Annotated in this window: 18 protein-coding genes; 15 read left to right on the top strand and 3 right to left on the bottom strand. The window is 70.0% G+C overall.

Annotated elements, in window-relative coordinates:
- Positions 1–113: 113 nt before the first annotated feature.
- A complete protein-coding gene (hemC, locus tag ACFY36_RS04670) occupies positions 114–1,046 on the bottom strand; it encodes a hydroxymethylbilane synthase (protein WP_499744513.1) in 933 nt (310 codons plus the stop codon).
- A 230-nt stretch (positions 1,047–1,276) separates the two neighbouring features.
- Between hemC and ACFY36_RS04665 the strand changes: the two genes are divergently transcribed.
- Positions 1,277–1,444 carry a hypothetical protein gene (locus ACFY36_RS04665; RefSeq protein ID WP_499744512.1) on the top strand — a complete coding sequence of 56 codons (168 nt, stop codon included), beginning with the start codon at positions 1,277–1,279 and terminating at the stop codon, positions 1,442–1,444.
- A 19-nt stretch (positions 1,445–1,463) separates the two neighbouring features.
- On the opposite strand, the gene ACFY36_RS04660 is transcribed toward ACFY36_RS04665, so the two are convergent.
- Entirely contained in the window at positions 1,464–1,913 is a 450-nt protein-coding gene (locus tag ACFY36_RS04660) for a hypothetical protein (RefSeq protein ID WP_499744511.1), read from the bottom strand.
- A gap of 65 nt (positions 1,914–1,978) precedes the next feature.
- On the opposite strand from ACFY36_RS04660, the gene ACFY36_RS04655 reads away from it, so the two are divergent.
- The 11 genes from ACFY36_RS04655 (at position 1,979) to ACFY36_RS04605 (ending at position 15,669) form a co-directional block, all read left to right on the top strand.
- On the top strand, positions 1,979–2,305 hold the full coding sequence (locus tag ACFY36_RS04655; RefSeq protein ID WP_499744510.1) for a hypothetical protein: 327 nt from the start codon (positions 1,979–1,981) through the stop codon (positions 2,303–2,305).
- Between the two features lie 930 nt (positions 2,306–3,235).
- Positions 3,236–6,016 (top strand): carbohydrate-binding protein, encoded by a 2,781-nt coding sequence (locus ACFY36_RS04650; protein ID WP_499744509.1) that lies wholly within the window; start codon positions 3,236–3,238, stop codon positions 6,014–6,016.
- Between the two features lie 72 nt (positions 6,017–6,088).
- The gene (locus tag ACFY36_RS04645) at positions 6,089–7,792 is read left to right on the top strand and encodes a ThuA domain-containing protein (protein ID WP_499744508.1); all 1,704 of its coding nucleotides are present in this window, start codon (positions 6,089–6,091) and stop codon (positions 7,790–7,792) included.
- Between the two features lie 23 nt (positions 7,793–7,815).
- A complete protein-coding gene (locus ACFY36_RS04640; RefSeq protein WP_499744507.1) occupies positions 7,816–8,955 on the top strand; it encodes an inositol-3-phosphate synthase in 1,140 nt (379 codons plus the stop codon).
- Positions 8,948–9,916: an SCO3242 family prenyltransferase gene (locus ACFY36_RS04635; RefSeq protein WP_499744506.1), complete on the top strand. Its 969-nt coding sequence runs from the start codon at positions 8,948–8,950 to the stop codon at positions 9,914–9,916. Before ACFY36_RS04640 ends, ACFY36_RS04635 begins: the two co-directional genes overlap by 8 nt.
- Entirely contained in the window at positions 9,913–10,740 is an 828-nt protein-coding gene (locus ACFY36_RS04630; protein WP_499744505.1) for a sugar phosphate isomerase/epimerase family protein, read from the top strand. The genes ACFY36_RS04635 and ACFY36_RS04630 overlap by 4 nt, the downstream gene beginning before the upstream one ends.
- Positions 10,724–11,296 (top strand): EboA domain-containing protein, encoded by a 573-nt coding sequence (locus ACFY36_RS04625; protein WP_499744504.1) that lies wholly within the window; start codon positions 10,724–10,726, stop codon positions 11,294–11,296. Before ACFY36_RS04630 ends, ACFY36_RS04625 begins: the two co-directional genes overlap by 17 nt.
- Positions 11,296–12,147 (top strand): TatD family hydrolase, encoded by an 852-nt coding sequence (locus ACFY36_RS04620; protein WP_499744503.1) that lies wholly within the window; start codon positions 11,296–11,298, stop codon positions 12,145–12,147. The genes ACFY36_RS04625 and ACFY36_RS04620 overlap by 1 nt, the downstream gene beginning before the upstream one ends.
- The gene (gene eboE / locus ACFY36_RS04615; RefSeq protein WP_499744502.1) at positions 12,147–13,247 is read left to right on the top strand and encodes a metabolite traffic protein EboE; all 1,101 of its coding nucleotides are present in this window, start codon (positions 12,147–12,149) and stop codon (positions 13,245–13,247) included. The genes ACFY36_RS04620 and eboE overlap by 1 nt, the downstream gene beginning before the upstream one ends.
- The gene (locus ACFY36_RS04610) at positions 13,244–14,614 is read left to right on the top strand and encodes an alkaline phosphatase family protein (RefSeq protein ID WP_499744501.1); all 1,371 of its coding nucleotides are present in this window, start codon (positions 13,244–13,246) and stop codon (positions 14,612–14,614) included. Before eboE ends, ACFY36_RS04610 begins: the two co-directional genes overlap by 4 nt.
- Positions 14,611–15,669 carry a polyprenyl synthetase family protein gene (locus ACFY36_RS04605; protein ID WP_499744500.1) on the top strand — a complete coding sequence of 353 codons (1,059 nt, stop codon included), beginning with the start codon at positions 14,611–14,613 and terminating at the stop codon, positions 15,667–15,669. The genes ACFY36_RS04610 and ACFY36_RS04605 overlap by 4 nt, the downstream gene beginning before the upstream one ends.
- A 42-nt stretch (positions 15,670–15,711) precedes the next feature.
- Here the strand turns inward: ACFY36_RS04605 and ACFY36_RS04600 are convergent, their stop codons facing one another.
- Positions 15,712–17,403, bottom strand: a complete 1,692-nt coding sequence (locus ACFY36_RS04600; RefSeq protein WP_499744499.1) for a copper resistance CopC family protein — start codon at positions 17,401–17,403, stop codon at positions 15,712–15,714.
- Positions 17,404–17,547: 144 nt separating this feature from the next.
- On the opposite strand from ACFY36_RS04600, the gene ACFY36_RS04595 reads away from it, so the two are divergent.
- The 3 genes from ACFY36_RS04595 (at position 17,548) to ACFY36_RS04585 (ending at position 21,419) form a co-directional block, all read left to right on the top strand.
- Positions 17,548–19,341, top strand: coding sequence for an immune inhibitor A domain-containing protein (locus ACFY36_RS04595; RefSeq protein WP_499744498.1), 1,794 nt, complete (start codon positions 17,548–17,550; stop codon positions 19,339–19,341).
- Positions 19,342–19,414: 73 nt separating this feature from the next.
- Positions 19,415–21,106, top strand: coding sequence for an AbeC-like domain-containing protein (locus ACFY36_RS04590; protein ID WP_499744497.1), 1,692 nt, complete (start codon positions 19,415–19,417; stop codon positions 21,104–21,106).
- The gene (locus ACFY36_RS04585; protein WP_499744496.1) at positions 21,099–21,419 is read left to right on the top strand and encodes a hypothetical protein; all 321 of its coding nucleotides are present in this window, start codon (positions 21,099–21,101) and stop codon (positions 21,417–21,419) included. The genes ACFY36_RS04590 and ACFY36_RS04585 overlap by 8 nt, the downstream gene beginning before the upstream one ends.
- Positions 21,420–21,444: the final 25 nt, after the last annotated feature.

Raw genomic sequence — 21,444 nt, 5'->3', positions numbered from 1 at the left:
GTTACCGACAGACACGGAGCTCCAGACCACCTTTCTCCACGAATACCCCGAACACGCCGGCACAGGGAACCATCCCCGCGCAACAGGCAGGCGCCAAGACTACGTGATCTTGTTTAGGGTTGCCTGGGAGCGTCGATGAGCCCGCGGGCCCCTTGACGCAGCAGCGACAACGCCACAGCAACACCGAGAGTAACCGGATCGTCGTCCCATTCGCGCGCTTCGAGCACCCTCTTGCCGTCCGGCGAGAAGACCCGCCCCTTCAGCGACAGCCGCCCGCCCGCCTCACTGACCGCGTATCCGGCGATCGGGCTGTTGCAGTGCCCTTGCAGCACATGAAGCAGCATCCGCTCGGCCACAGTCTGCCGCCAGGTCTCCGGATCCCCCAGCGCGGCCGCCGCCTCAAGCGTGGCCGTGTCATCCTCCCGGCATTGAAGCCCGAGCACCCCCGCCCCGACCGGCGGGCACATGACATCGACGGGCAGAACCTCGGTGATCCGTTCCGGCTGCCCGATCCGCTCAAGCCCCGACACCGCGAGAAGCAGCGCGTCGACCTCGCCGGCGTCGAGCTTGGCCAGCCGGCTGTTGGCGTTCCCCCGGAGAGGAACGGTCTCGAGCTGCGGAAACTCCCGCCCGAGCTGAGCCACCCGCCGCACCGCCGAGGTGCCGACCCGGGTCCCCGCCGGCAGCGCCGCCAGCGACAACCCTCCGGGATGCACGAGAGCGTCCCGAATGTCATCCCGAGCCAGATAGGCGGCGAAAATAGTCCCGTCTGGCACCGGTCGATCCCCCGGCACGTCCTTCATGCAGTGAACGGCCAGGTCACAGCGCTTCTCAAGCAGCGCCTGATCGATCTCTTTGGTGAACGCTCCCTTGCCGCCCAGCTCCGACAGAGCCCCCGCCCACCGATCCCCGCGAGTGGTGAACGCCACAACTTCAGTCACCACATCGGGCCGCTTGACCGCCAGCTCCACCCGAACGCGCTCAACTTGAGCCAGCGCCATAGGCGACGACCGACTGCCGATCCGAACAAGGTGCTTCTGAGGCATCAATCCACCCTAAAGCCCCCACTCGAACCGCGACGTCTCCGCCATGCGTCATCATGCTCGCCGTGAGATCGAAGTGGCCCTCGTGGCAGTGTCGCGGCCCTGGCGGGAGCGGCGGCGTACCACATCGTCGACACGTGGCCGCGCGATGGCGGAACCCCGCAGTCCCAGACCGTCAGCATCGCGCCGGCCACCTTCCGCATCAGCGGGGAGGCGGTCAGGATCAACCTACGGTGCAGGCGCCGCCGCACATGCCGGCCAGCGCTCTGGCGCTGACCGCCAGGACCACCGGCAAGCAAGCGGACGCCGTCGTCACTTGCCGCATCGTCAGCACGGAGTTCCCCGGCACGGCCTCGGCCGAGGACACCGATTCGGGCCCGCACGCCGTGGTCAACTGCTGAAGCCGAGTCCCAGCTGGACTCAAGCTTGGTGGACCGGGACCGGCGGGTCTGGAAAACGCGCGTCACAGTCATCGCACAGCGTCAGTTCCGTGGTCCGCCATTCGCGAAGTTTCGCGGCGGCACCGCACCACTCGCACACAGTTTGGGAGAGAGTTCCGAACCAGGCCGTAATGGAGTCCAACTCGGCCGCCTCTTCAGACGACCACTGCCGCTGGCCTTGAACCCAGCGGCGTGGAAACGCCTGGTAGGACAGCTCGCCGTACTTCTGTTTGATGGCCAGAAGCTCGTACTGCGGGAAGACGGCCAGGAGCCGGTCATGGCACTCCTCAACGAGGGCCCGCCATCCCTCACCAACCCACGCAACGTCAAAGTCACCGTCGCGGCCGTGCGGCCGCAGCTTACCGACCAACTCAGGGCTGTTGCCGGGATCGAGGCACCACACAGACCAAGCTTCCCATGCGATAGACATCGCTGCGCGCCTCATCGCCACGAGCAGGCGTCGAGCGCCCACGCCGCGCGACAAGCGGCATGAGAATGCGCATCTCGCTGATTGGAAACGTGCTTGCCCGTATCATTTTTTATTGGTGTGATCGTTTCTTTGCTGTCGATCTTCGGGGTGGGGTGCCGAGCCATTCGCCGGAGATGCTGGCGTTCCGGCGCGATGCGGCGGAGCGGCGGCGGCGGGGTCTTAAACGACGCCATGCGTTGAAGTTGTGTCGGCTGCATGGTTGTTCGCGGTTGCGCGGAGAGCTGGGTTTGCCTGATCCGACCGAGCGGATACCGCCGCTGGTCTGGGATGACGAGGTCAGCTGGGTGCGGCGCCGAGACGCCAACGCGGCCCGAATCGACGGTTCGGGCTGAGGCGGTGCAACGGGTTGAGGCGGCGACGCCGGACCGGCTGGGCCGGGCGAAAGTAACCGCGCGGGCCGAGTCCACCGGACCGGGCGGATCCTCACGCGCCGCTCGTCGGCGCCGGACGGGCCATTCGGGATCGGACGGCACGCATGACTCTGGCCGACGGCGCGCAATTTCGGCAGCACACCTATCGGCAGCGACATCACGAAATGATCGGCGACACCAGAATGGCGACCGGGCGATCTCCGCAGTCGACTGAAAAGCGCCGCCGATGCTTCGACGACGGGCGCCTCGAAAGGCATGTAAAATCCGGACGATCAATTTGCTGCCTGAAGGCAGCTTCCGTAGTGAACTGTCTAGCGCAGTTGCGGCGACCGGCCCGCACAGCGAACGCTTCAGGTCGCAAGCCAGTCCCTCCCATCAACCCGCGCGACCGGCCTGGAATTGCCGCGCGACCCACCACCCAGCGTGCCTGCGTGACCGGCTTACCCTCCGGACCACAGCGCGGCAGCGAACAGCTCCATCCACCCACCGCGCGGTGCCCGCCGGCCGGACTCACCGCTCAGCCGCGAGTGACCCCTCCCCTGGCCGACACCAAGCTCCCCGGCAAGGCCGGGGGCGGAGGGTGCCCACTCATGGCGTAAAGCGCTCCCCAGCCAGCCGTGAGTGGACACCCTCCGCCCCCGGCCGTCCAGCGCGAGCAAGCCCACCCCGCCCAGCCATCGCGTCATGTGATCGCGCCACCACCGAGATGAACTTTCGACGGATGACGTAAAAGTTTAAGACGGTCGATCCAAAAGTCTGGACACGGACGACGCGAAGTTCATAACGTGAGCAGCACTACGGGAATGTTTCCGGCAGATGTCCCCCTCGCTCATCCCCAGGTAAGGAAGGGACTCCGTGAACCATCGAACCCGAATCCATCGATTAACTGCGATGGCTTCAACCACTCTCCTCCTCTCCCTAGCGGCCGCCGCCCCAGCGTCCGCAGTCATCAACCCCGCCGACTTCCAGCAGGTCACCCTGGCCAAGGGCGTCGCCGAGACCGGCGAACCCATCGGCCTCGCCGTCCTGCCCGACCGCTCCGTTCTGCACACCTCCCGGGACGGCACCGTCCGGCGCACCGACGCCGCCGGCGCCACCTCTGTCGTGGGCACCATCCCCGTCTACACCCACGACGAAGAGGGCCTTCAGGGCGTCGCCGTTGACCCCGGCTTCGCCACCAACCGGCAGATCTTCCTGTTCTACGCTCCTCCGCTGAACACCCCCTCCGGTGACGCCCCCGCCACCGGCGCCGCTGCCACCTGGGCCACCTGGGCCGGCGTCAACCGCCTCTCGCGGTTCACCCTCAACGCCGACTTCACCATCAACCAGGCCAGCGCCGTCACCGTCCTCGACGTGCCCACCGACCGGGGCATGTGCTGCCATGTCGGCGGTGACATGGACTTCGACGCCGCCGGCAACCTCTACCTGTCGACCGGCGACGACTCCAACCCGTTCGACTCGGCCGGCTATTCGCCGATCGACGAGCGCACCAACCGCAACCCGGCCTACGACGCTCAGCGCAGCGCCGGCAACACCAACGACCTGCGGGGCAAGATCCTGCGGATCAAGGTCAACGCCAACGGGTCGTACTCGATCCCCGCCGGCAATCTCTTCGCCCCCGGCACCGCCAACACGCGGCCCGAGATCTACGCCATGGGCTTCCGCAACCCGTACCGGATCAGCGTCGACAAGGCCACCGGCCACGTCTACGTCGGTGACTACGGGCCGGACGCCGGCACCACCTCGGCCACCCGCGGCCCGTCCGGTCAGGTCGAGTTCGACCGGGTCACCGGCCCCGGAAACTTCGGCTGGCCCTACTGCACCGGCACGAACACCACGAACGAGACCTACAACGAGTGGGACTTCGCGGCCAACACCGGCGGCGCCAAGTACAACTGCACCGGCGGGCCCACCAACAACTCGTTCCGCAACACCGGCCTGACCACCCTGCCGCCGGCTCAGCCGGCCTGGATCCGCTATGCCGGTGACGCCGGTTCCCCGCCCGAGTTCGGTGGCGGCTCCGAGTCCCCGATGGGCGGTCCCGTCTACCGGTACAGCGCGAGCAACCCCTCCACCACCAAGTTCCCGCAGTCGTTCGACGGGCAGTTCTTCGCCGCCGAGTTCGGCCGCGGCTGGATCAAGCCGATCGTGGTCAACGCCAACGGCACACCGGGCGCGATCGACACGTTCCCGTGGAACGGCAAGCAGGTCATGGACTCGGCGTTCGGGCCGGACGGCTCGCTGTACGTCCTCGACTACGGCACCGGCTACTTCAACGGCGACGCCAACTCGGCCCTGTACCGCTACGACTACGTGGCCGGGGCCAACCGCGCTCCGACCGCCGTGGCCAGTGCCAACCCCACTTCCGGGTCCGCCCCGCTGACCGTCACGTTCTCCTCCGCGGGCAGCAGCGATCCCGAGGGCGGCGCCCTGACGTATTCGTGGGCCTTCGGGGACGGCACAACGTCAACGGCGGCCAACCCCACCAAGACGTACGCCACCAATGGCACCTATGCGGCGACGCTGACCGTTCGTGACCCGCAGGGCGCGACCGGCACCGCCAGCGTGCCGGTGACCGTCGGCAACACCGCGCCCAGCGTCACCATCACCACCCCGGCCTCCGGTCAGCTCGTGTCGTTCGGCGACAGCGTTCCCTGGAGCGTCACCGTCACCGATCCCGAGGACGGCACGATCGACTGCTCGAAGGTCACCATGGCCTACGTGCTCGGGCACGACCAGCACGGGCACCAGATCACGTCGCAGACCGGGTGTTCCGGCACCATCGCCATCCCGACCGACGGTGAGCACGACGACGCCGCGAACATCTTCCCGATCTTCGACGCGTCGTACACCGACAAGGGCGGGCTGACCACCCACGCGCAGCACATCCTGCAACCGCGCAAGCGGCAGGCCGAGCACTTCAAGACGTCCTCCGGCGTCAACAAGTTCAGCAAGACCACGGCCGAGGGCGGCCAGACGGTCGGCGACATCAACAACGGCGACTGGATCCAGTTCGACCCGTACAAACTGAACAACGCCACCTCGTTCACGGCCCGGGTCTCCTCGGCCGGCAGCGGCGGCACGGTCCAGGTCCGTACGGGCTCCCCGACCGGCACGGTCATCGGGTCGGCCACCGTCGCCCCGACCGGCTCGTGGGACACCTTCGTCAACGTCACGGGCACCATCTCCGGCGCCCCGGCCGGGACGACCTCGCTCTACCTGACCTTCGCCGGTACGGGAACGGGCGCGCTCTACGACGTCGACAGCTTCACCTTCAGCACGGCCAACCTGCTGTCGCTGAACAAGCCGGCCACGGCGTCCAGCACGGAGAGCGCCACCTATCCGGCGTCCGCCGCGGTGGACGCGTCAACCACGACGCGGTGGTCGAGTGCCTTCGCCGATCCACAGTGGATCCGGGTCGACCTGGGCAGTTCACAGGCGATTTCCCGGGTACGTCTGCAGTGGGAGGCCGCCTACGGCTCGGCGTACCAGATCCAGACGTCGCCCGACGGCAGCACCTGGACCACGGTCCGCTCGGTGACCGGCGGCGACGGCGGCGTGGACGACCTGACCGGCCTGAACGCGCAAGGCCGCTACGTCCGCGTCAACGGCACGGCCCGGGCCACCGCCTGGGGCTATTCCCTCTTCAACTTCGAGGTGTACGGCAGCTGACCTTCCCCGCAAGAAGGTGGGCGCTCGTTCCCCCACGCGGGCGCCCACCCTCCCCCTAGCAAAGGAGGTTCCATGCGCAAGCTCCTGGCAGGCGCGATGGCCCTGACCGCCATCGCCGCCTGCACATTCACCGCGTCGAGTGCGAACGCCGCCGACGCGCCGTACGACGTCCTGGTCTTCTCCAAGACCGCCGGCTTCCGGCACGACGCGATCCCCGTCGGCATCCAGACGATCCGCGATCTGGGCGCGGCCAACAGCTTCACGGTCACCGCGACCGAGGACGCGGCCGCCTTCAGCACGGCCAACCTGGCCCAGTACGAGGCGGTGGTCTTCCTCAACACCACCGGCGACGTCCTGAACGCCACGCAGCAGAGCGCCTTCGAGACGTACATCAAGGGTGGTGGAGGTTTCGCCGGCGTGCACGCGGCGGCCGACACCGAGTACGACTGGCCGTTCTACGGCCAGCTGGTCGGCGCCTACTTCCATTCGCACCCGGCCATCCAGCAGGTCACCTCGAAGGTCGAGGACCGGGCGCACGCGAGCTCGGCCCACCTGCCGCAGTCGTGGACACGCACCGACGAGCTGTACAACTACCGGACCAACCCGCGCAGCAGCGCGCACGTGCTGGCCACCTTGGACGAGTCGACGTACTCGGGCGGCAACATGGGCGCCGATCACCCGATCGCCTGGTGCAAGACCGTCGACTCGGGCCGGTCCTGGTACACCGGATTCGGGCACACCCAGGCGTCGTACGCCGAGAGCAACTTCCGCAGTCACCTGCTCGGCGGGATCCGTTACGCGGCCGGCCGGGCCAAGGCCGACTGCCGTACCGAGACCGGATACACGCCCATTTACAACGGCAGCACGACCGGATGGACGCAGGCCGGGCCGGGCAGCTTCACCAACACCGACGCGACCCTCACCTCGACCGGTGGGATGGGCCTGCTCTGGTATTCGGCGCGGCAGTTCACCTCGTACTCGCTGAAGGCCGACTGGCGCCTGACCGGTGACAGCAACTCGGGCATCTTCGTCGGCTTCCCCAACCCGAACAACGACCCGTGGGTGGCCGTCAACCAGGGCTACGAGGTGCAGATCGACGCCACCGACGCGGCCGACCGCACCACCGGCGCCATCTACACCTTCAAGTCGGCCGACCTGGCCGCCCGCGACGCCGCGCTGAACCCGCCCGGCGAGTGGAACACCTACGAGCTGCTCGTCGAGGGCCAGCGGATCCGGGTCTACCTGAACGGCCGGCTCGTCAACGACTTCACCAACACCGACCCGGCCCGCAACCTGGACGGCTACATCGGCCTGCAGAACCACGGCAGCGCCGACACGGCCGCCTTCCGCAACGTGCGGGTCAAGGACCTGAGCGTGGCGCCGCCGGCGTCGAACGTGGCCCTGAACAAGCCGACCACGGCGTCCAGCGTCGAGAACGCGAGCTACCCGGCCTCGAACGCGGTCGACAGCTCGTCGACGACCCGCTGGTCGAGCGCGTTCAGCGACCCGCAGTGGATCCGGGTCGACCTGGGCGCCACCTACACGGTGTCGCGGGTGCGCCTTCAGTGGGAGGCCGCCTACGGGTCGGCGTACCAGATCCAGACCTCGGCCGACGGCACCACCTGGACCACCGTCAAGTCGGTGACAGCGGCCAACGGCGGTGAGGACGACCATCCGGGTTTGAGCGCGCAGGCCCGGTACGTGCGGATCAACGGAACGGCGCGCGGGACCCAGTGGGGCTATTCGCTCTACAACTTCGAGGTCTACGGCAACTGAGCAGTAGGAACAGGGAGGTTCATATGACGACCGGCGTGTGGTTGATCGGAGCTAGAGGATCTGTGGCGGTGACCAGCATGGTCGGGGCCACCGCACTACGCGCCGGGCTCGCCGAGCCGCTCGGTTGCGTCACCGAGCTGCCGGCACTGGCCAGCAGGGCCGTTCCCGGCCTGGGCGAGCTGGTGTTCGGTGGCCACGACATCAGCGACATCACCCTGGAGAAGAAGGTCGAGGACCTGGTCGCCGCCGGCGTGCTCCCCGCGGGCCCGGCGGCGGCCGTCGCCGACCAGCTGCCGGCCCTGCAGCGCGAGCTGCGGCCGGTGCCGGTGGCGGCGACCCAGCTCGAGGTGGCGCGTCTGATCGCCCAGGACATCGACGACTTCCGGCGGCGGCGCGGCCTCGAACGCGTCGTCGTCGTCAACGTCTCCTCGACGGAGCCGGCGGCCGTTCCTCATCCGGGCCACTCCTCGCTGGCCGCGCTGGAGACGGCGCTGGGTGCGCCCGGCGTCGTTCTGCCGCCGAGCTCCCTCTACGCGTACGCCGCCTTCACCGCCGGCTGCGCGTACGTGGACTTCACCCCGTCGACCGGCACGCGGTTGCCGGCCCTGCGGGAGCTGGCCGACTCGGTGGGCCTGCCGTACGCCGGCCACGACGGCAAGACCGGCGAAACGCTGGTGAAATCGGTGCTGGCGCCCATGTTCGCCATGCGCAACCTGCGCGTGCGCACCTGGGCCGGCACCAACCTGCTGGGCGGCGGCGACGGCGCCAACCTGGCCGACCCGGCGGCCAACGCGGCCAAGGCCGGCAGCAAGCAGCGGGTGCTGGCCGAGACCCTCGGCTACCAGCCACAGGGCAGCAGCCACATCGAGTACGTCGACGACATCGGCGACTTCAAGACGGCCTGGGACCTGATCACCTTCAGCGGCTTCCTCGGCACCCGCATGCGCATGGAGTTCTCCTGGCACGGCTGCGACTCGGCCCTGGCCGCCCCGCTGATCCTCGACCTGGCCCGCCTGACCGCGGCCGCACACGCGGCCGGCCGCAGCGGCCCGCTCACCGACCTGGCGTTCTTCTTCAAGGACCCGATCGGCGAGGTCCCACACGCCCTTCCCGACCAGTGGGCCCGGTTGGTCGCTTTTGTCCATGGCCTGTCCGATGGGTGATCCCGCCGTCGCCGCAGTGCCGGCCTCCGCTGCGGCGCCTGCCTCTAACGCGGCTCCCGTCTCTGCCGCGGCGCCCGTCTCTGCCGCGGCGCGTGGGGACCGGCCGAGCTGGCGCGATCTCGCCGAGCTGGTCCGCGCCCCCGCCGCGCTGTCGGTGCCGGGCGACACGATCGCCGGGGCCGCGGCGGCCGGCGGAATGCGGCGTTCGACACCGGCGCTGATGGCCTCGTCGGTCTGCCTCTACTGGGGCGGGATGGCCGCCAACGACTGGGCCGACCGGGAGCTCGACGCCCGCGAACGCCCGGAACGGCCGATCCCCTCGGGCCGGGTCAAGCCGCGACAGGCCTTGCTGACCGCCGCCGGCCTCACCGCGGCCGGCGTCGGGCTGGCCGCGCTGGCCGGCGGCCGGCGAGCGCTCGCGGTCGCCGCCCCGCTGGCCGCGGCGGTCTGGGCCTACGACGTCTGGGCCAAGAACACGCCCGCCGGCCCGGCCGTGATGGCCGCCTGCCGTGGCCTCGACGTGCTGCTCGGCGCCAGCGGCGGCGACGTACGGCGGGCCGTGCCCTCCGCCCTGACCGTGGCCGCGCACACCTACACGGTCACGGCCCTGTCCCGGCGCGAGGTCTCCGGCGCCACGGCCGCCCTGCCGTCGGCCACGCTCGCCGGCACGCTCGGCCTGGCGGTGGCCGCGGCGGCGGCACCCACCCCCGGTCGCCGCTTCTCCGCCGCGCCCGGCGCCCTCGCCGTCTGGTATCTGGCCGGATACGGCGGAGCGCAGATCCGCGCCGCCGCCGACCCCTCGGCCGGTCGGATCCGCGCGGCGGTCGGGGCCGGCATCACCGATCTGCCGCAGCTTCAGGGTGCTCTCACGGCCCGGGCCGGCTCCCCCGCGTACGGGCTGGCGCTCGCCTTGGTCGCGCCCCTGGCCCGGCGCCTGGCCCGGAAGGTGTCGCCCACATGAGATTCGGCTACGGAACCAACGGCTTCGGCAACCACCGCCTGCCCGAGGCCCTGGCCGTCATCGCCGACCTCGGCTACGACGGCGTCGCCCTGACCCTCGACACCAACCACCTGGACCCCTTCGACGCCGACCTGGCCCGCCGCACCGCCGAGGTCGCCGCCGACCTCCAGCAGCACAACCTGGCTGTTGTCATCGAGACCGGCGCCCGCTATCTGCTCGACCCGTGGCGCAAGCACTCGCCCACCCTGATGGACGACGATCCCGCGCTCCGGCTCGAATACCTCAAAAAGGCGGTCCAGGTCGGCGCCGATCTGGGCGCCGAGGCCGTCTCCTTCTGGGCCGGCATCGGGCGGGCGGAGCATTGGGGCCGGCTCGTCGACGGCTGCCTCGAAGTCGTCGATGTCGCGGCCTCGGCCGGAGTGACCCTCGGCTTCGAGCCCGAGCCCGGCATGCTCGTCAACGACATCGCCGACTGGCGGCGGCTGTACGCCGATCTGGGCGAGCCCCCGAACTTCGGCATCACGCTCGACATCGGCCACTGCCGTTGCCTGGAGCCCCTCCCGGTCGCCGACTGCGTCACGGCCGTCATGGACCACCTCGTCAACGTGCAGATCGACGACATGCGGCGCGGGGTGCACGAGCATCTGGAGTTCGGGACCGGCGAGATCGACTTCCCGCCCGTGCTCACCGCGCTCGCGCCCTATCCGGGCCTGATCTCGGTCGAGCTGCCCCGCCATTCGCACGCCGCGCCGGCGATCGCCGCGCAGTCGCTGGACTTCCTCAGGAACGCGGCCAAGGAGGTTTCGCATGACCACATTGGATGACCTGCACGCGAGGCTGGACGGCAACGAACGGCTCACCGCCGATCTGAAACGGGTCAACAACGATCCCGGCGCGGTCGCCGCGCTCTTCCCGGCGGCCGGCCGCAAGTACGGGCGGGAGCCGCTCACCGGCGACTGGGCGACCGACGAAGCCGCCCGCGCCCTCCTGCTGGCCGCCGTGCCGCCCGAGCAGGTGGGCGACATCTACCGCTACGGGGACACGGCCGAGAAGCTCGCCGTGCTGAAGGCGTTGCCGTTGCTGCCGATCGGGCCCAGCGCCGTCCCGCTGCTCGAGGACGCGCTGCGCACCAACGACACGCGGCTCGTCGCGGCCGCCCTCGGGCCGTACAGCGACCACCTCGACCAGGAGGCGTGGCGCCAGGCCGTGCTCAAGTGCGTCTTCATGGGCGTACCCCTGCAAGGAATCCACCGCCTGTCCGAGAGGGCCGACGCACGGCTCGGGGCGATGCTCCGCGCCTTCGCCCTCGAACGCCAGGCCGCCGGCCGCGACATGCCGCCCGACGCGCTCGCATTGCTCGACCAGCTGAAGGAGGCCTGATGCGCATCTTCGATCCGCACATCCACATGACCTCGCGCACCACCGACGACTACCAGCGGATGGCTGAGGCCGGGGTGCGGGCGGTGGTGGAGCCCGCGTTCTGGCTCGGGCAGCCGCGCACGAACCCCGGCTCGTTCACCGACTACTTCGACTCGATCATCGGGTGGGAGCCGTTCCGGGCCTCGCAGTTCGGCATCCGCCATCACGCCACGATCGCGCTGAACCCCAAGGAGGCCAACGATCCGCGCTGCCGGCCGGTGCTCGACCTGCTGCCGCGCTATCTGGCCAAGGACGGGGTGGTGGCGGTCGGCGAGATCGGGTACGACTCGATGACACCGGCCGAGGACGAGGCGTTCTCGGCCCAGCTGGCCCTCGCCCTCGACCACGACCTGCCGGCGCTGGTGCACACGCCGCACCGGGACAAGGCCCGCGGCACCCAGCGCAGCATCGACGTCATCAAGGAGTCGGGCATCGACCCGGGCCGGGTCGCCCTCGACCATCTCAACGAGGTGACCGTCGACGCGGCCCGCGACGCCGGGGTCTGGATCGGCTTCTCCATCTATCCGGACACGAAGATGTCGCCCGATCGCATGGTCGAGATCCTTCGCAAGTACGGCACGGAGCGCGTCCTCGTCAATTCGGCCGCCGACTGGGGCAAGTCCGATCCGCTGCTGACCGTGCGCACGGCCGAGGCGATGCTGGCCGGCGGATTCTCGGACAAGGACGTCGATCAGGTGCTGTGGCAGAACCCGGTCGCCTTCTACTCGCAGTCGGGCCGGCTCGACCTGTCGGACGTCGAGGGCGCCGAGGCGACCTTCGCCGGCAACTCGATCCTGCGGGGAGGCAGCTGATGCATCTGAGCTACTGCACCAACGTGCATCCGGCCGAGGACCTCGACGGCATCATCGGCCAGCTCGACACCTACGCCCTGCCGATCCGGCGGCGCCTCGGCTCGGACGTGCTCGGCCTCGGCCTGTGGCTGGCCGCGCCGGCCGCGGCGGCGCTCGCCGGCGATCCCACTTTGCGAAGGAAACTGCGTCGAGAGCTTGATGTACGGGGTCTGGAGGTGGTCACTCTCAACGGCTTCCCGTACGAGGCGTTCCAGGCGCCCGTGGTCAAGCACGCCGTCTACTACCCGGACTGGACCGAGCGGGAACGCCTGGACTACACGCTGAACTGCGCGCGGGTCCTGGCCGATCTCATGCCGGACACGGCCAACTACGGTTCGGTGTCGTCGCTGCCGCTGGCCTGGCGCACCCCGTGGGACGTGGAACGGCAGGCCGCCGCGACCCGGCATCTGGACGACCTGGCGCGGGGCCTCGACCGGATCGCGGGCGAGACCGGGCGGACGATCCGGGTCGGCTTCGAGCCGGAGCCGGGCTGCCTGGTCGAGAACACGGCGCAGGCGGCCGAGCTGCTGGCCAAAGTGGACACCCGATGGCTGGGCGTGTGCCTCGACCTCGCCCATCTGGCGTGCGCCTGGGAGAAGCCGGCCGAGGCGCTCGACCGGCTGCGGCGGGCCGGCATCCCGGTGGTGAAGACCCAGGTGTCGGCCGCGCTCCAGGCCGACGATCCGCTCGCGGCCGAGGAGGTGCTGAGGTCGTACGCCGAGAAGCGTTTCCTGCATCAGACGCGCTCGGCCGAGGGCGGGTCGGCCGACGACCTCGACGAGGCGCTCGACCGACGGCTGCCGGGGCCGTGGCGGATCCACTACCACGTGCCGCTGCACGCCGAGCCCGAGGCGCCGCTGACGTCGACCGTGCCGGCGATCCGGGAGGCGCTGTACGAGCTCCTGACGGCGCCCGGCGAACGATGCGAGCACTTCGACGTGGAGACGTACACCTGGGGTGTCCTCCCGGAGTCACAACGGCCGAGAGATGAAGCGGGGCTGGCCGACGGCATCGCGGCCGAGCTCGCCTTCGCGCGCGACCTGATGGCGGTGAACCGATGAGCAAGCTGCTGGTGCTCGACGTGGTCGGGCTGACCCCGCGCCTGCTGGCGCACATGCCCCGGCTGAAGGCCTTGGCCGGTAAGGGTTTCCAGGCCGAGCTCGGCACCGTGCTGCCGGCGGTGACCTGCTCGGCCCAGTCCACGTTCCTGACCGGGGCCCTGCCCAGCGAGCACGGGATCGTCGGGAACGGCTGGTATTTCCGGGAACTGGGCGAGGTCTTCCTCTGGCGGCAGCACAACGCGCTCGTCGGCGGCGACAAGATCTGGGACGACGCCCGGCGGCTGCGGCCGGACTTCACGGTGGCCAACGTCTGCTGGTGGTACGCGATGGGCGCCCGGGTCGACTGGACCATCACGCCGCGCCCGATCTACCGCGCGGACGGCCGCAAGGAGCCCGACTGCTACACCTATCCCCCGTCGCTGCACGACGAGCTTCCGCCGTTCCCCCTGTTCACATACTGGGGACCCGGCGCGGGCATGCCGTCGTCGCAGTGGATCGTCGACGCCGCCCGGCACATGCTGAGGACCAAACAGCCCGATCTCACCCTCGTCTACGTGCCGCACCTCGACTACGACCTGCAACGCTTCGGCCCCTCGGCGCCCGAGGCGTCGGCCGCCGCGGCCGAGCTCGACAAGGTGCTGGCTCCGCTGCTCGACGACGCGGCCGCGAAGGGCACCACCGTGGTGGTGCTGTCCGAGTACGGCATCACCGACGTGAGCCGGCCGGTCGACGTGAACCGGTTGCTGCGCAAGGAAGGGCTGCTGGAGGTCTACACCCAGGACGGGATGGAATATCTCGACCCGTGGGTGTCGCGGGCCTTCGCCGTGGCCGACCACCAGGTGGCCCACGTCTACGTCCGCGACCAGGCCGACGTCGCCGAGGTGGCCAAGCTCTGCGCGGCCCTGCCCGGCGTCGACCAGGTCCTCGAGGGCCCGGACAAGGCGCGGTACGGGCTCGGCCACGAGCGGGCGGGCGACCTGGTGCTGGTGGCCGAGCCGGACTCCTGGTTCACGTACTACTACTGGCTCGACGACGCGCGGGCGCCCGACTTCGCCCGGGTCGTCGAGATCCACCGCAAGCCCGGCTACGACCCGGCCGAGCTGTTCTTCGACCCGGCCAACCCGGCGGCGGCCAAGCGGCGCGCGGTCACCGCGGTGGCCCGCAAGAAACTGGGCCTGCGCTACGTGATGGACGTGGTCGGCCTCGACGCCGGGGCCAAGGCCGTGCGCGGGTCGCACGGCCGATTGCCCGACGATCCGGACGACGGCCCCGTGTTCCTGTGTTCCGACCCGGCCCGGGCCCGCAAGGAGATCGCGGCGACGGAGGTGAAGGCCCTGTTGCTGGAATTGGCGGGGCTGGCGTCATGACGCTCCAGGCGACGCGCCGGCCCCTGAGTCAACGGTTCGACACCGCCTTGGCCGAGTTCATCGACCGCCAGGACCCGGCGTGGCCGGACGGCGCCCCGCGCGGCGCGCTCGACTCGCTGCGCCGCTTCGTCCTGGCCGGCGGCAAGAGGCTGCGGCCCACCTTCGCCTACTGGGGGTGGCGCGGCGGCGGGGGCGAGGACTGCCCCGAGGTGATCCGGGCCGCGGCGGCGCTGGAGCTGTTCCACGCCTTCGCGCTCATCCACGACGACATCATCGACGGCAGCGACCGCCGTCGCGGCCAGCCGTCGATGCACCGCCTGTTCGCCACCGTCCACGACCGCCACGCCTGGCGAGGCGACTCGCTCGCCTTCGGCCGCAACACCGCACTGCTCTGCGGCGATCTGTGCGCGGCCTGGGCCGAGCAGATGTTCCACGAATGCGGGCTACCCCCGAGACAGATTCACCAGGGGTACGCCGCCTTCGCGCTCATGCGGACCGAGGTCATCGCCGGCCAGTACCTGGATCTGGTCTCCGGCGTCGGCGACGGCTCCGTGGCGAGCGCGCTGACGGTGATCCGCATGAAGTCGGCCCGCTACACGGTCACCCGCCCACTGCAGATCGGTGCCTGCCTGGCCGGTGCGCCGCGCTCGCTGTCGGCGTCGTTCACCGAGTTCGGCGACCCGCTGGGCGACGCTTTCCAGCTACGCGACGACGTGCTGGGCGTCTTCGGCGACCCGGCCGTCACCGGCAAGTCCACACTGGACGACCTGCGCGAGGGCAAGATGACGGTGATGATGGCGCTGGCCCGCGACGCCGCCGACCGCGACCAGGCGGCCCGCATGTCCGAGCTGTTCGGCGACCCGGCCCTGGACGCCGACGGCGCCGAGGAGCTGCGCTCCATCATCAAGGAGACGGGCGCGCTCGACCGCATAGAGCAGATGATCCGGGTCCGGGCCGAGGCCGGCCTGACGGCCCTGGAGGCGGCCCCGCTGCCCGACTTCGTCCGCACGGCCCTGGCCGACCTGGCCTCAGCCGCGGTCGACCGCACCACCTGACGGATCGCCCACCACGCCGGAACCACCGGCGCGGTGGGCGTCTCAGTCGAGGTCGAGGGTGAACTCGGCCCGCTGGACCTTTCCTTCCACCTGGAACTCGAAGAAGGCGCGGTAGCGGGCGGCGGCCGGGATCGAGGTGGCGACCTTGATGGCCCCGTCCGAGAGGTCGGCGTCGGGGTGCACGTGGACATAGCCCAGGTCACCCTCGCGGAGGATGACCAGATGGCCGTACGAGCCCAGGTAGCGCTCCAGGCTCACCGGCGCGCCGCCCCGGGTGACGCGGAAGAGGACCGGAACCGTCGCACCGGGGCGCGGCGTGCCCTCCATGGTGACGGTGAACGGGCCGGCCTGAGCGGTGGTGGCGGCCGGCGGCAGGTCGGCCTGCGGGCCGTCGCCGGGCACGTGGTGGTCGGCGCCGAGAACGAGCGGGACCGTGGACCCGGCCGCGTTCTCCACGGTGAAGTCGGCGAAGATCCGGTAGGCGCCGGGCTTCGCCAGCGCCAGCGGCACCGTCCACAGGCCGTCGGGCGACATCGTGGGGTGCAGATGCTGGAAGTCGGCCAGGTCACGGCCGACGACCACGAGGTGCAGCGGCTTGTCGTGGACCACGGCGTACCGGGTGGCCGGCTTCTTGTCGGCTCCCAGGATCCGGAACGTGTAGTCGGTGGTGGTCTTGGCCGCCTGCGAACGATGAACCGGCTGAAGCGTGTAGCCACCGGAGCTGATCGCCGTCCCGGACGCCTCCAGCGTGGCCGCGCCGCCACTGTGCTGATGCCCGGTGGCCATCGCCGCGGCCGCCGCCGGGGCGGGCGGCGCGGCCGGAGCTTCCGGGGCGGCGGTCGAGCGCCCCAGCGCATAACCCCCGATCAGCGCCACCACGATCGCACCGACAGCGATCGGCCCCATCGGAACGGACCGCCGCTCGTCGCCCTCTTCCGCGGGCGGCTTTGTCCGCCCGATGGCCTGCCCTGACTTCCGGGGCCAGTCCCGGCTTGAAGCCGAGGCCGAAGTCCGGCCCGAGGCGCGGCTGGAAGTACGGCCACGGTTCAGTGCGGGCGCTCGGCGCCAGATCACGAAGCCGGCGGCCAGGACCACCACCAGCGCCGCACCCAGCCAAACAAATAGGGCATTTCCTCCCTCGTCAGCCGGCGGGGGCGCCGCAATCGGGGCAGGCGCGGCCGCGGACGCGGGAGCGGGAGCCGGGGCGGCGCCCTGTCCCTCGGACAGCCCGAGCGCCGGGTCGGGCTGACTGGTCGGCGGCGCCCACCCGACGGGCGCGGCAGTGGCCGGCCCCGTGTACTTGAAGGTCAGTGACCCCCGCACGGGATCACCGTCCGACGCCTTCGACTGATAGTCCACCCGGTATTCGCCGGTGGCCGGCAGATGCGCCACGCGCACCCGGGCCGGATATCCGGTCGTGTACTGCCGGGGCTCGAACTTGCCGTCCACCATGAAGTACTCGGTCACGGGCTTGTCGAGCGGACGCGGCGCCGCGTGCTCCCAGCCGTTGTCGACCCGCCCACCGCCCGGCGCGCTGATCGCGAAGTACGCGTTGTCCGGCACTTTCTCGGTGAAGAACAGCTCCACGCTGCCCAGCGGCGCACTGACCGTCGCCCCTTGAGCAGGCACGGACATGCCCAGCGTCCCGTGGGCCGCGGCCGGTGACGGCGGCAGTCCGAACAGAACAACGGCGACAGCGGCGAGCGCGAGCAGACCCCGGCGGAGCGGCTTCATCCCCCCATCCTCGGAGCCCGGAAGCTTTAGTCAAGACATCGAGAACTTTTAACTTCTCTGAGAAAAGTTCCGTCCCATTGCTACATCGAAATATCTAAGATTCTATGAGCGGACGGACGTAGCTTTCTTGAAGGAGTGACCCTCTTGAGGAAGACATTCAGCGTCGCGCTGGCCGGCGCGGTGGTGGCGACCCTCATCGCCACGCCAGCCGCAGCGGCGCCCGCCGCGGGGCCGGACCGGGCCGATCGGGAGCCCACCGCGTCGCTCGGCGAGGACAACCTGCCGCACCCGCTCGCTGAGCAGCGGGAGGCGGAGCGCACCGAGGCCGTGCGCAAGCTCATCGCCGGCCAGGTGACCACCGAGAAGAAGAACGGCTCCGAGGTCGTCAAGCTCGGCAAGGGCAAGTACGTCGAATACCGCAAGAAGGAGACCAAGACCGACCCGGTCCTCACCTTCCTGACCGAGTTCGGCGACGCCACCCTCCCGGCCAGCGGCGGCACCCCCGGCCCCGTGCACAACCAGATCCCGCAGCCGAACCGGGCCGACGACAACACGACGATCTGGCAGGCCGACTTCAACGCGGCGCACTACAAGCAGCTGCTGTTCGCCAAGAACAAGGAGTCGATGGCGAACTTCTACTACAAGCAGTCGGGCGGCCGCTACACGGTCGGCGGCGACGTCTCGGACTGGGTCAAGCTGCCCTACAACGAGGCACGCTACGGCAGCAACGAGATCGCCGAGGACGACGGCTACTGGAACTACATCAAGGACAGCGCGACCGCCTGGTACGAGAGCCAGATCGCGGCCGGCAAGACCCCGGCCGAGGTCGCCGCCTATCTCAAGACCTTCGACGTCTGGGACCGCGACGACTTCGACGACGACGGCGACTTCAACGAGCCGGACGGGTACGTCGACCACTTCCAGGCCATCCACGCCGGTGAGGGCGAGGAGGCCGGCGGCGGCGCACAGGGCGAGGACGCGATCTGGTCGCACCGCTGGTACGCCTTCTCCGACCTCGAGGGCACCGCGGGCCCGGCGAACAACCTGGCCGGCGGCGTGCAGATCGGCGACACCGGCATCTGGATCGGCGACTACACGACCGAGCCGGAGAACGGCGGCCTCGGCGTCTTCGCCCACGAGTACGGCCACGACCTGGGCCTGCCCGACCTCTACGACACCGCGGGCGGTGACAACGGCACCGGCTTCTGGACGCTGATGTCGGCCGGCTCGTGGCTCGGCCGCGGCGCGCCGACGATCGGCTCGACGCCCGGTTACATGGGCGCCTGGGAGAAGATCTTCCTCGGCTGGTCCAACTTCGTGACGGTCAAGCCCGGCAAGAGCCAGTACGTCACCTTGGGTACGGCCGCGAACGGCGAGAGCAAGCTGCCGCAGGCCGTGGTGGTCCCGTTGGCCGACGGCTCCTACTACGCCGCCGAGTACCGCACGTACACCGGCTACGACGAGACCCTCAAGCTGGGCCCGTACAACTGGGGCTGGGCCGACACCAGGCCCGACTGGGCCGAGCGCTTCCCGTACCAGGACGGCCTTCTGGTCTGGTACGTCAACCCGGCCGCCGGCAACAACAACACGAGCCGTCACCCGGGTGTGGGTCTCAGCCTCCCGGTCGACGCCCGCCCGAAGCCGGTCGTCTTCCCGGACGGCGTGCTGCTGGGCAACCGCCGCCAGCCGTTCGACGCGACCTTCGGTCTCCAGTCGACCGACCCGGTCACGTTCCACCGCAACGGCGCCGGAGTGTCGGTGCCCCGTCAGAAGGCCATCCCGGTCTTCGACGACTCCGACCCGCTGAAGTACTACGACAGCACCAACCCGCAGGGCTCGGTGAAGGTCGCCGGCGCGGGCGTGAAGCTCGAGGTGAAGACGCAGATCACCGGCCCGCTTCCGCTCATGCTCCTCAAGGTGACCCCGCCCAAGAAGTAAGGATCGCGGGACGTCGCGCCGCGCCACCTTTCCGGGGTGGCGCGGCAGCGACAATCGCCGATAGGTTCCCGGCATGGGGGAACCGCAGCCGCCGTTGCTGAGCATGCCGTCGTACGTGCCGGGCACCACACTGAACGACGCGACCCGGCAGTTGTGCGGGGCGCCCTATCTCGACCCCGACTTCGCCAACGACGTGATCCGCGAGGTCGTCGAGGAGGAGCGCAAGGCGGTCCCGCCGTCGTACGGCTTCGATCTCGACCCGGTCGTCCGGCATTGTCTCCGCGCCCGCCGGCTGCTGCTGATCCGCTACGCGATAGTCACCGGACTGCTCGTGGCCGGCCTGTGCGCCGCCAGCTTCGCGACCGTCGGATGGCTCGGGCTGTGCGCGGTCATCGTGTTCCTGCGCTCCTCGTCCTACAAGGAACTGCCCCGCGGGGTCCGCATAGCCGGGCTGGCCGCGGTGGCCGGTCTCCTGTTCTGCTTCCTCGGCTACCTGCTGCTCCAGGTCGTCGCGGCCAGCTTCCTGGCCGACCTCGGCTCCTCCTACTCCTCGTACTCCTATTCCTCGCCGGTCTCCGGCGGCGTGGGGGCGTTCTTCGTGGTGGTGCCGATCGTGCTCGCGATCGGCATGTTCGCCGCCCTGTTCCTGTCCCGGCGGCAGGCGTACGGCATCCTCACCACCGAGCTGGCGCCGGGCATCCCGCCGGTCGTGCCCCGCGGGTTCAACGCCCGCGTCGAGTGGCGGCTCGGTGTGGTCGCGGCGATGCAGCGCGGCAACATCTGCGTGCAGGACACCGATCCGTACGCGGGCGCCGGTTTCATCGAGCACAGCTGGTCGTTCGCCATCACGCTGCGGCCAGAGGCCGGCGCCTCACGCATCGCGATCGACACGGTGGCTCTGAATCAGCGCGTGCACGACGCCGTGATCGGCTTGCGCGACGAGAAGCTGCGCGAGGGCGAGCGGATCCCGAACATCTACGTGGTGCCCTATGTGGCCGCCGACGGCCATCGCCGCGGCGACGACCCGCTGATCGACCCGCAGACCCGCACCCCGCGCACCTTGGCGTCGCCCGAGACCATCCAGGCCATCATGGGCAGCCCGCAGGGCGGCCTGCGGCACTACCTGCGGGCGGTGATCCCGGCCAGCGGCAAGGAGATCCGCACACCCGACGGCCGGCTCGTGCTGCCCGCCCAGGACTCGGGCATCGGCGTCACCGCGTTCATCCACCTGGCGGCCGAGGGCGGCATGCTCTACACCGAGTTCGTGTGCACGGTCATGCCGCAGGTCAAACCCCGCTATCAATTCGTCGACAACGTACGCCCGGAGCGCGTGCCCGGCCACGCGCTGGCCGACACGCTGCGCAACTTCCTGCGCGACAACATCCTGGGCCCGTTCCACCTGGCCCGGCTCGGCTGGGACACGCTGCGCCTGCCGAGCCGGATGGCCCGGTCCGGCCACAGCGCCGACGACTTCCGCTTCTACGACTACGGCGCCCACTTCAGCGTGCGCGAGCTCGCCTCGCAGCGCCCGACCGTGAAGTTCATGCAGGTGCTCGACGCCGAGAAATACGTGAAGCTGCTCGACCGGGTGGTGAACGAGACGGTCCTCGACTACTTGGCCGAGCAGGGCGTCGACACGGCCGAGTTCCGCGCCGCGGTGGCGTCGGTCTCCATCGACAACGCCACCTTCTACGGCGGCCAGCAGAGTTTCGGCGGCCGCAACACCTTCACCCAGCACAACGCGCCCGGAGGATCCCGTGCCTGAGCCGGAAATCAAGATCGGCACCATGAACGTCCACGGTGGCCAGCAGAACATCGGCGGCCAGAACTCGAACGTCCAGAACAACTACTTCGCCGCCCCGGCCGACGAGGTCCGCTCCCGCCTCGACGTCATCCGCGGGGAACACCCCCGCGAGGTCCAGGCCATCGAGGGCGACATTCAGGAGGGTACGCCGGAGGCCCGCGACCGCGTACAGACCCGCCTCCGCTCGCTGGCGGAGAACGCCACCAGCACGCGGACGGTCGTGGAGGCCGCGGCCGCGATCGGCGCCATCGTCGCCTCACAATGGCCGTTCTGATCCGGCGTCAACCTTGAGTTGACGA

The sequence above is a fragment of the Actinoplanes sp. NPDC000266 genome (genome assembly GCF_042899005.1).
Taxonomy (GTDB): Bacteria; Actinomycetota; Actinomycetes; order Mycobacteriales; family Micromonosporaceae; genus Actinoplanes.
This window is presented reverse-complemented; position numbering and strand designations above follow the sequence as displayed.

Bases quoted from the DNA above. Each gene is read 5' to 3' on its own strand.
- hemC (WP_499744513.1), bottom strand. From the start codon at position 1,046: ATGCCTCAGAAGCACCTTGTTCGGATCGGCAGTCGGTCGTCGCCTATG.
- ACFY36_RS04660 (WP_499744511.1), bottom strand. From the start codon at position 1,913: ATGTCTATCGCATGGGAAGCTTGGTCTGTGTGGTGCCTCGATCCCGGC.
- ACFY36_RS04655 (WP_499744510.1), top strand. From the start codon at position 1,979: ATGCGCATCTCGCTGATTGGAAACGTGCTTGCCCGTATCATTTTTTAT.
- ACFY36_RS04650 (WP_499744509.1), top strand. From the start codon at position 3,236: ATGGCTTCAACCACTCTCCTCCTCTCCCTAGCGGCCGCCGCCCCAGCG.
- ACFY36_RS04645 (WP_499744508.1), top strand. From the start codon at position 6,089: ATGCGCAAGCTCCTGGCAGGCGCGATGGCCCTGACCGCCATCGCCGCC.
- ACFY36_RS04640 (WP_499744507.1), top strand. From the start codon at position 7,816: ATGACGACCGGCGTGTGGTTGATCGGAGCTAGAGGATCTGTGGCGGTG.
- ACFY36_RS04635 (WP_499744506.1), top strand. From the start codon at position 8,948: ATGGGTGATCCCGCCGTCGCCGCAGTGCCGGCCTCCGCTGCGGCGCCT.
- ACFY36_RS04630 (WP_499744505.1), top strand. From the start codon at position 9,913: ATGAGATTCGGCTACGGAACCAACGGCTTCGGCAACCACCGCCTGCCC.
- ACFY36_RS04625 (WP_499744504.1), top strand. From the start codon at position 10,724: ATGACCACATTGGATGACCTGCACGCGAGGCTGGACGGCAACGAACGG.
- ACFY36_RS04620 (WP_499744503.1), top strand. From the start codon at position 11,296: ATGCGCATCTTCGATCCGCACATCCACATGACCTCGCGCACCACCGAC.
- eboE (WP_499744502.1), top strand. From the start codon at position 12,147: ATGCATCTGAGCTACTGCACCAACGTGCATCCGGCCGAGGACCTCGAC.
- ACFY36_RS04610 (WP_499744501.1), top strand. From the start codon at position 13,244: ATGAGCAAGCTGCTGGTGCTCGACGTGGTCGGGCTGACCCCGCGCCTG.
- ACFY36_RS04605 (WP_499744500.1), top strand. From the start codon at position 14,611: ATGACGCTCCAGGCGACGCGCCGGCCCCTGAGTCAACGGTTCGACACC.
- ACFY36_RS04600 (WP_499744499.1), bottom strand. From the start codon at position 17,403: ATGAAGCCGCTCCGCCGGGGTCTGCTCGCGCTCGCCGCTGTCGCCGTT.
- ACFY36_RS04590 (WP_499744497.1), top strand. From the start codon at position 19,415: ATGGGGGAACCGCAGCCGCCGTTGCTGAGCATGCCGTCGTACGTGCCG.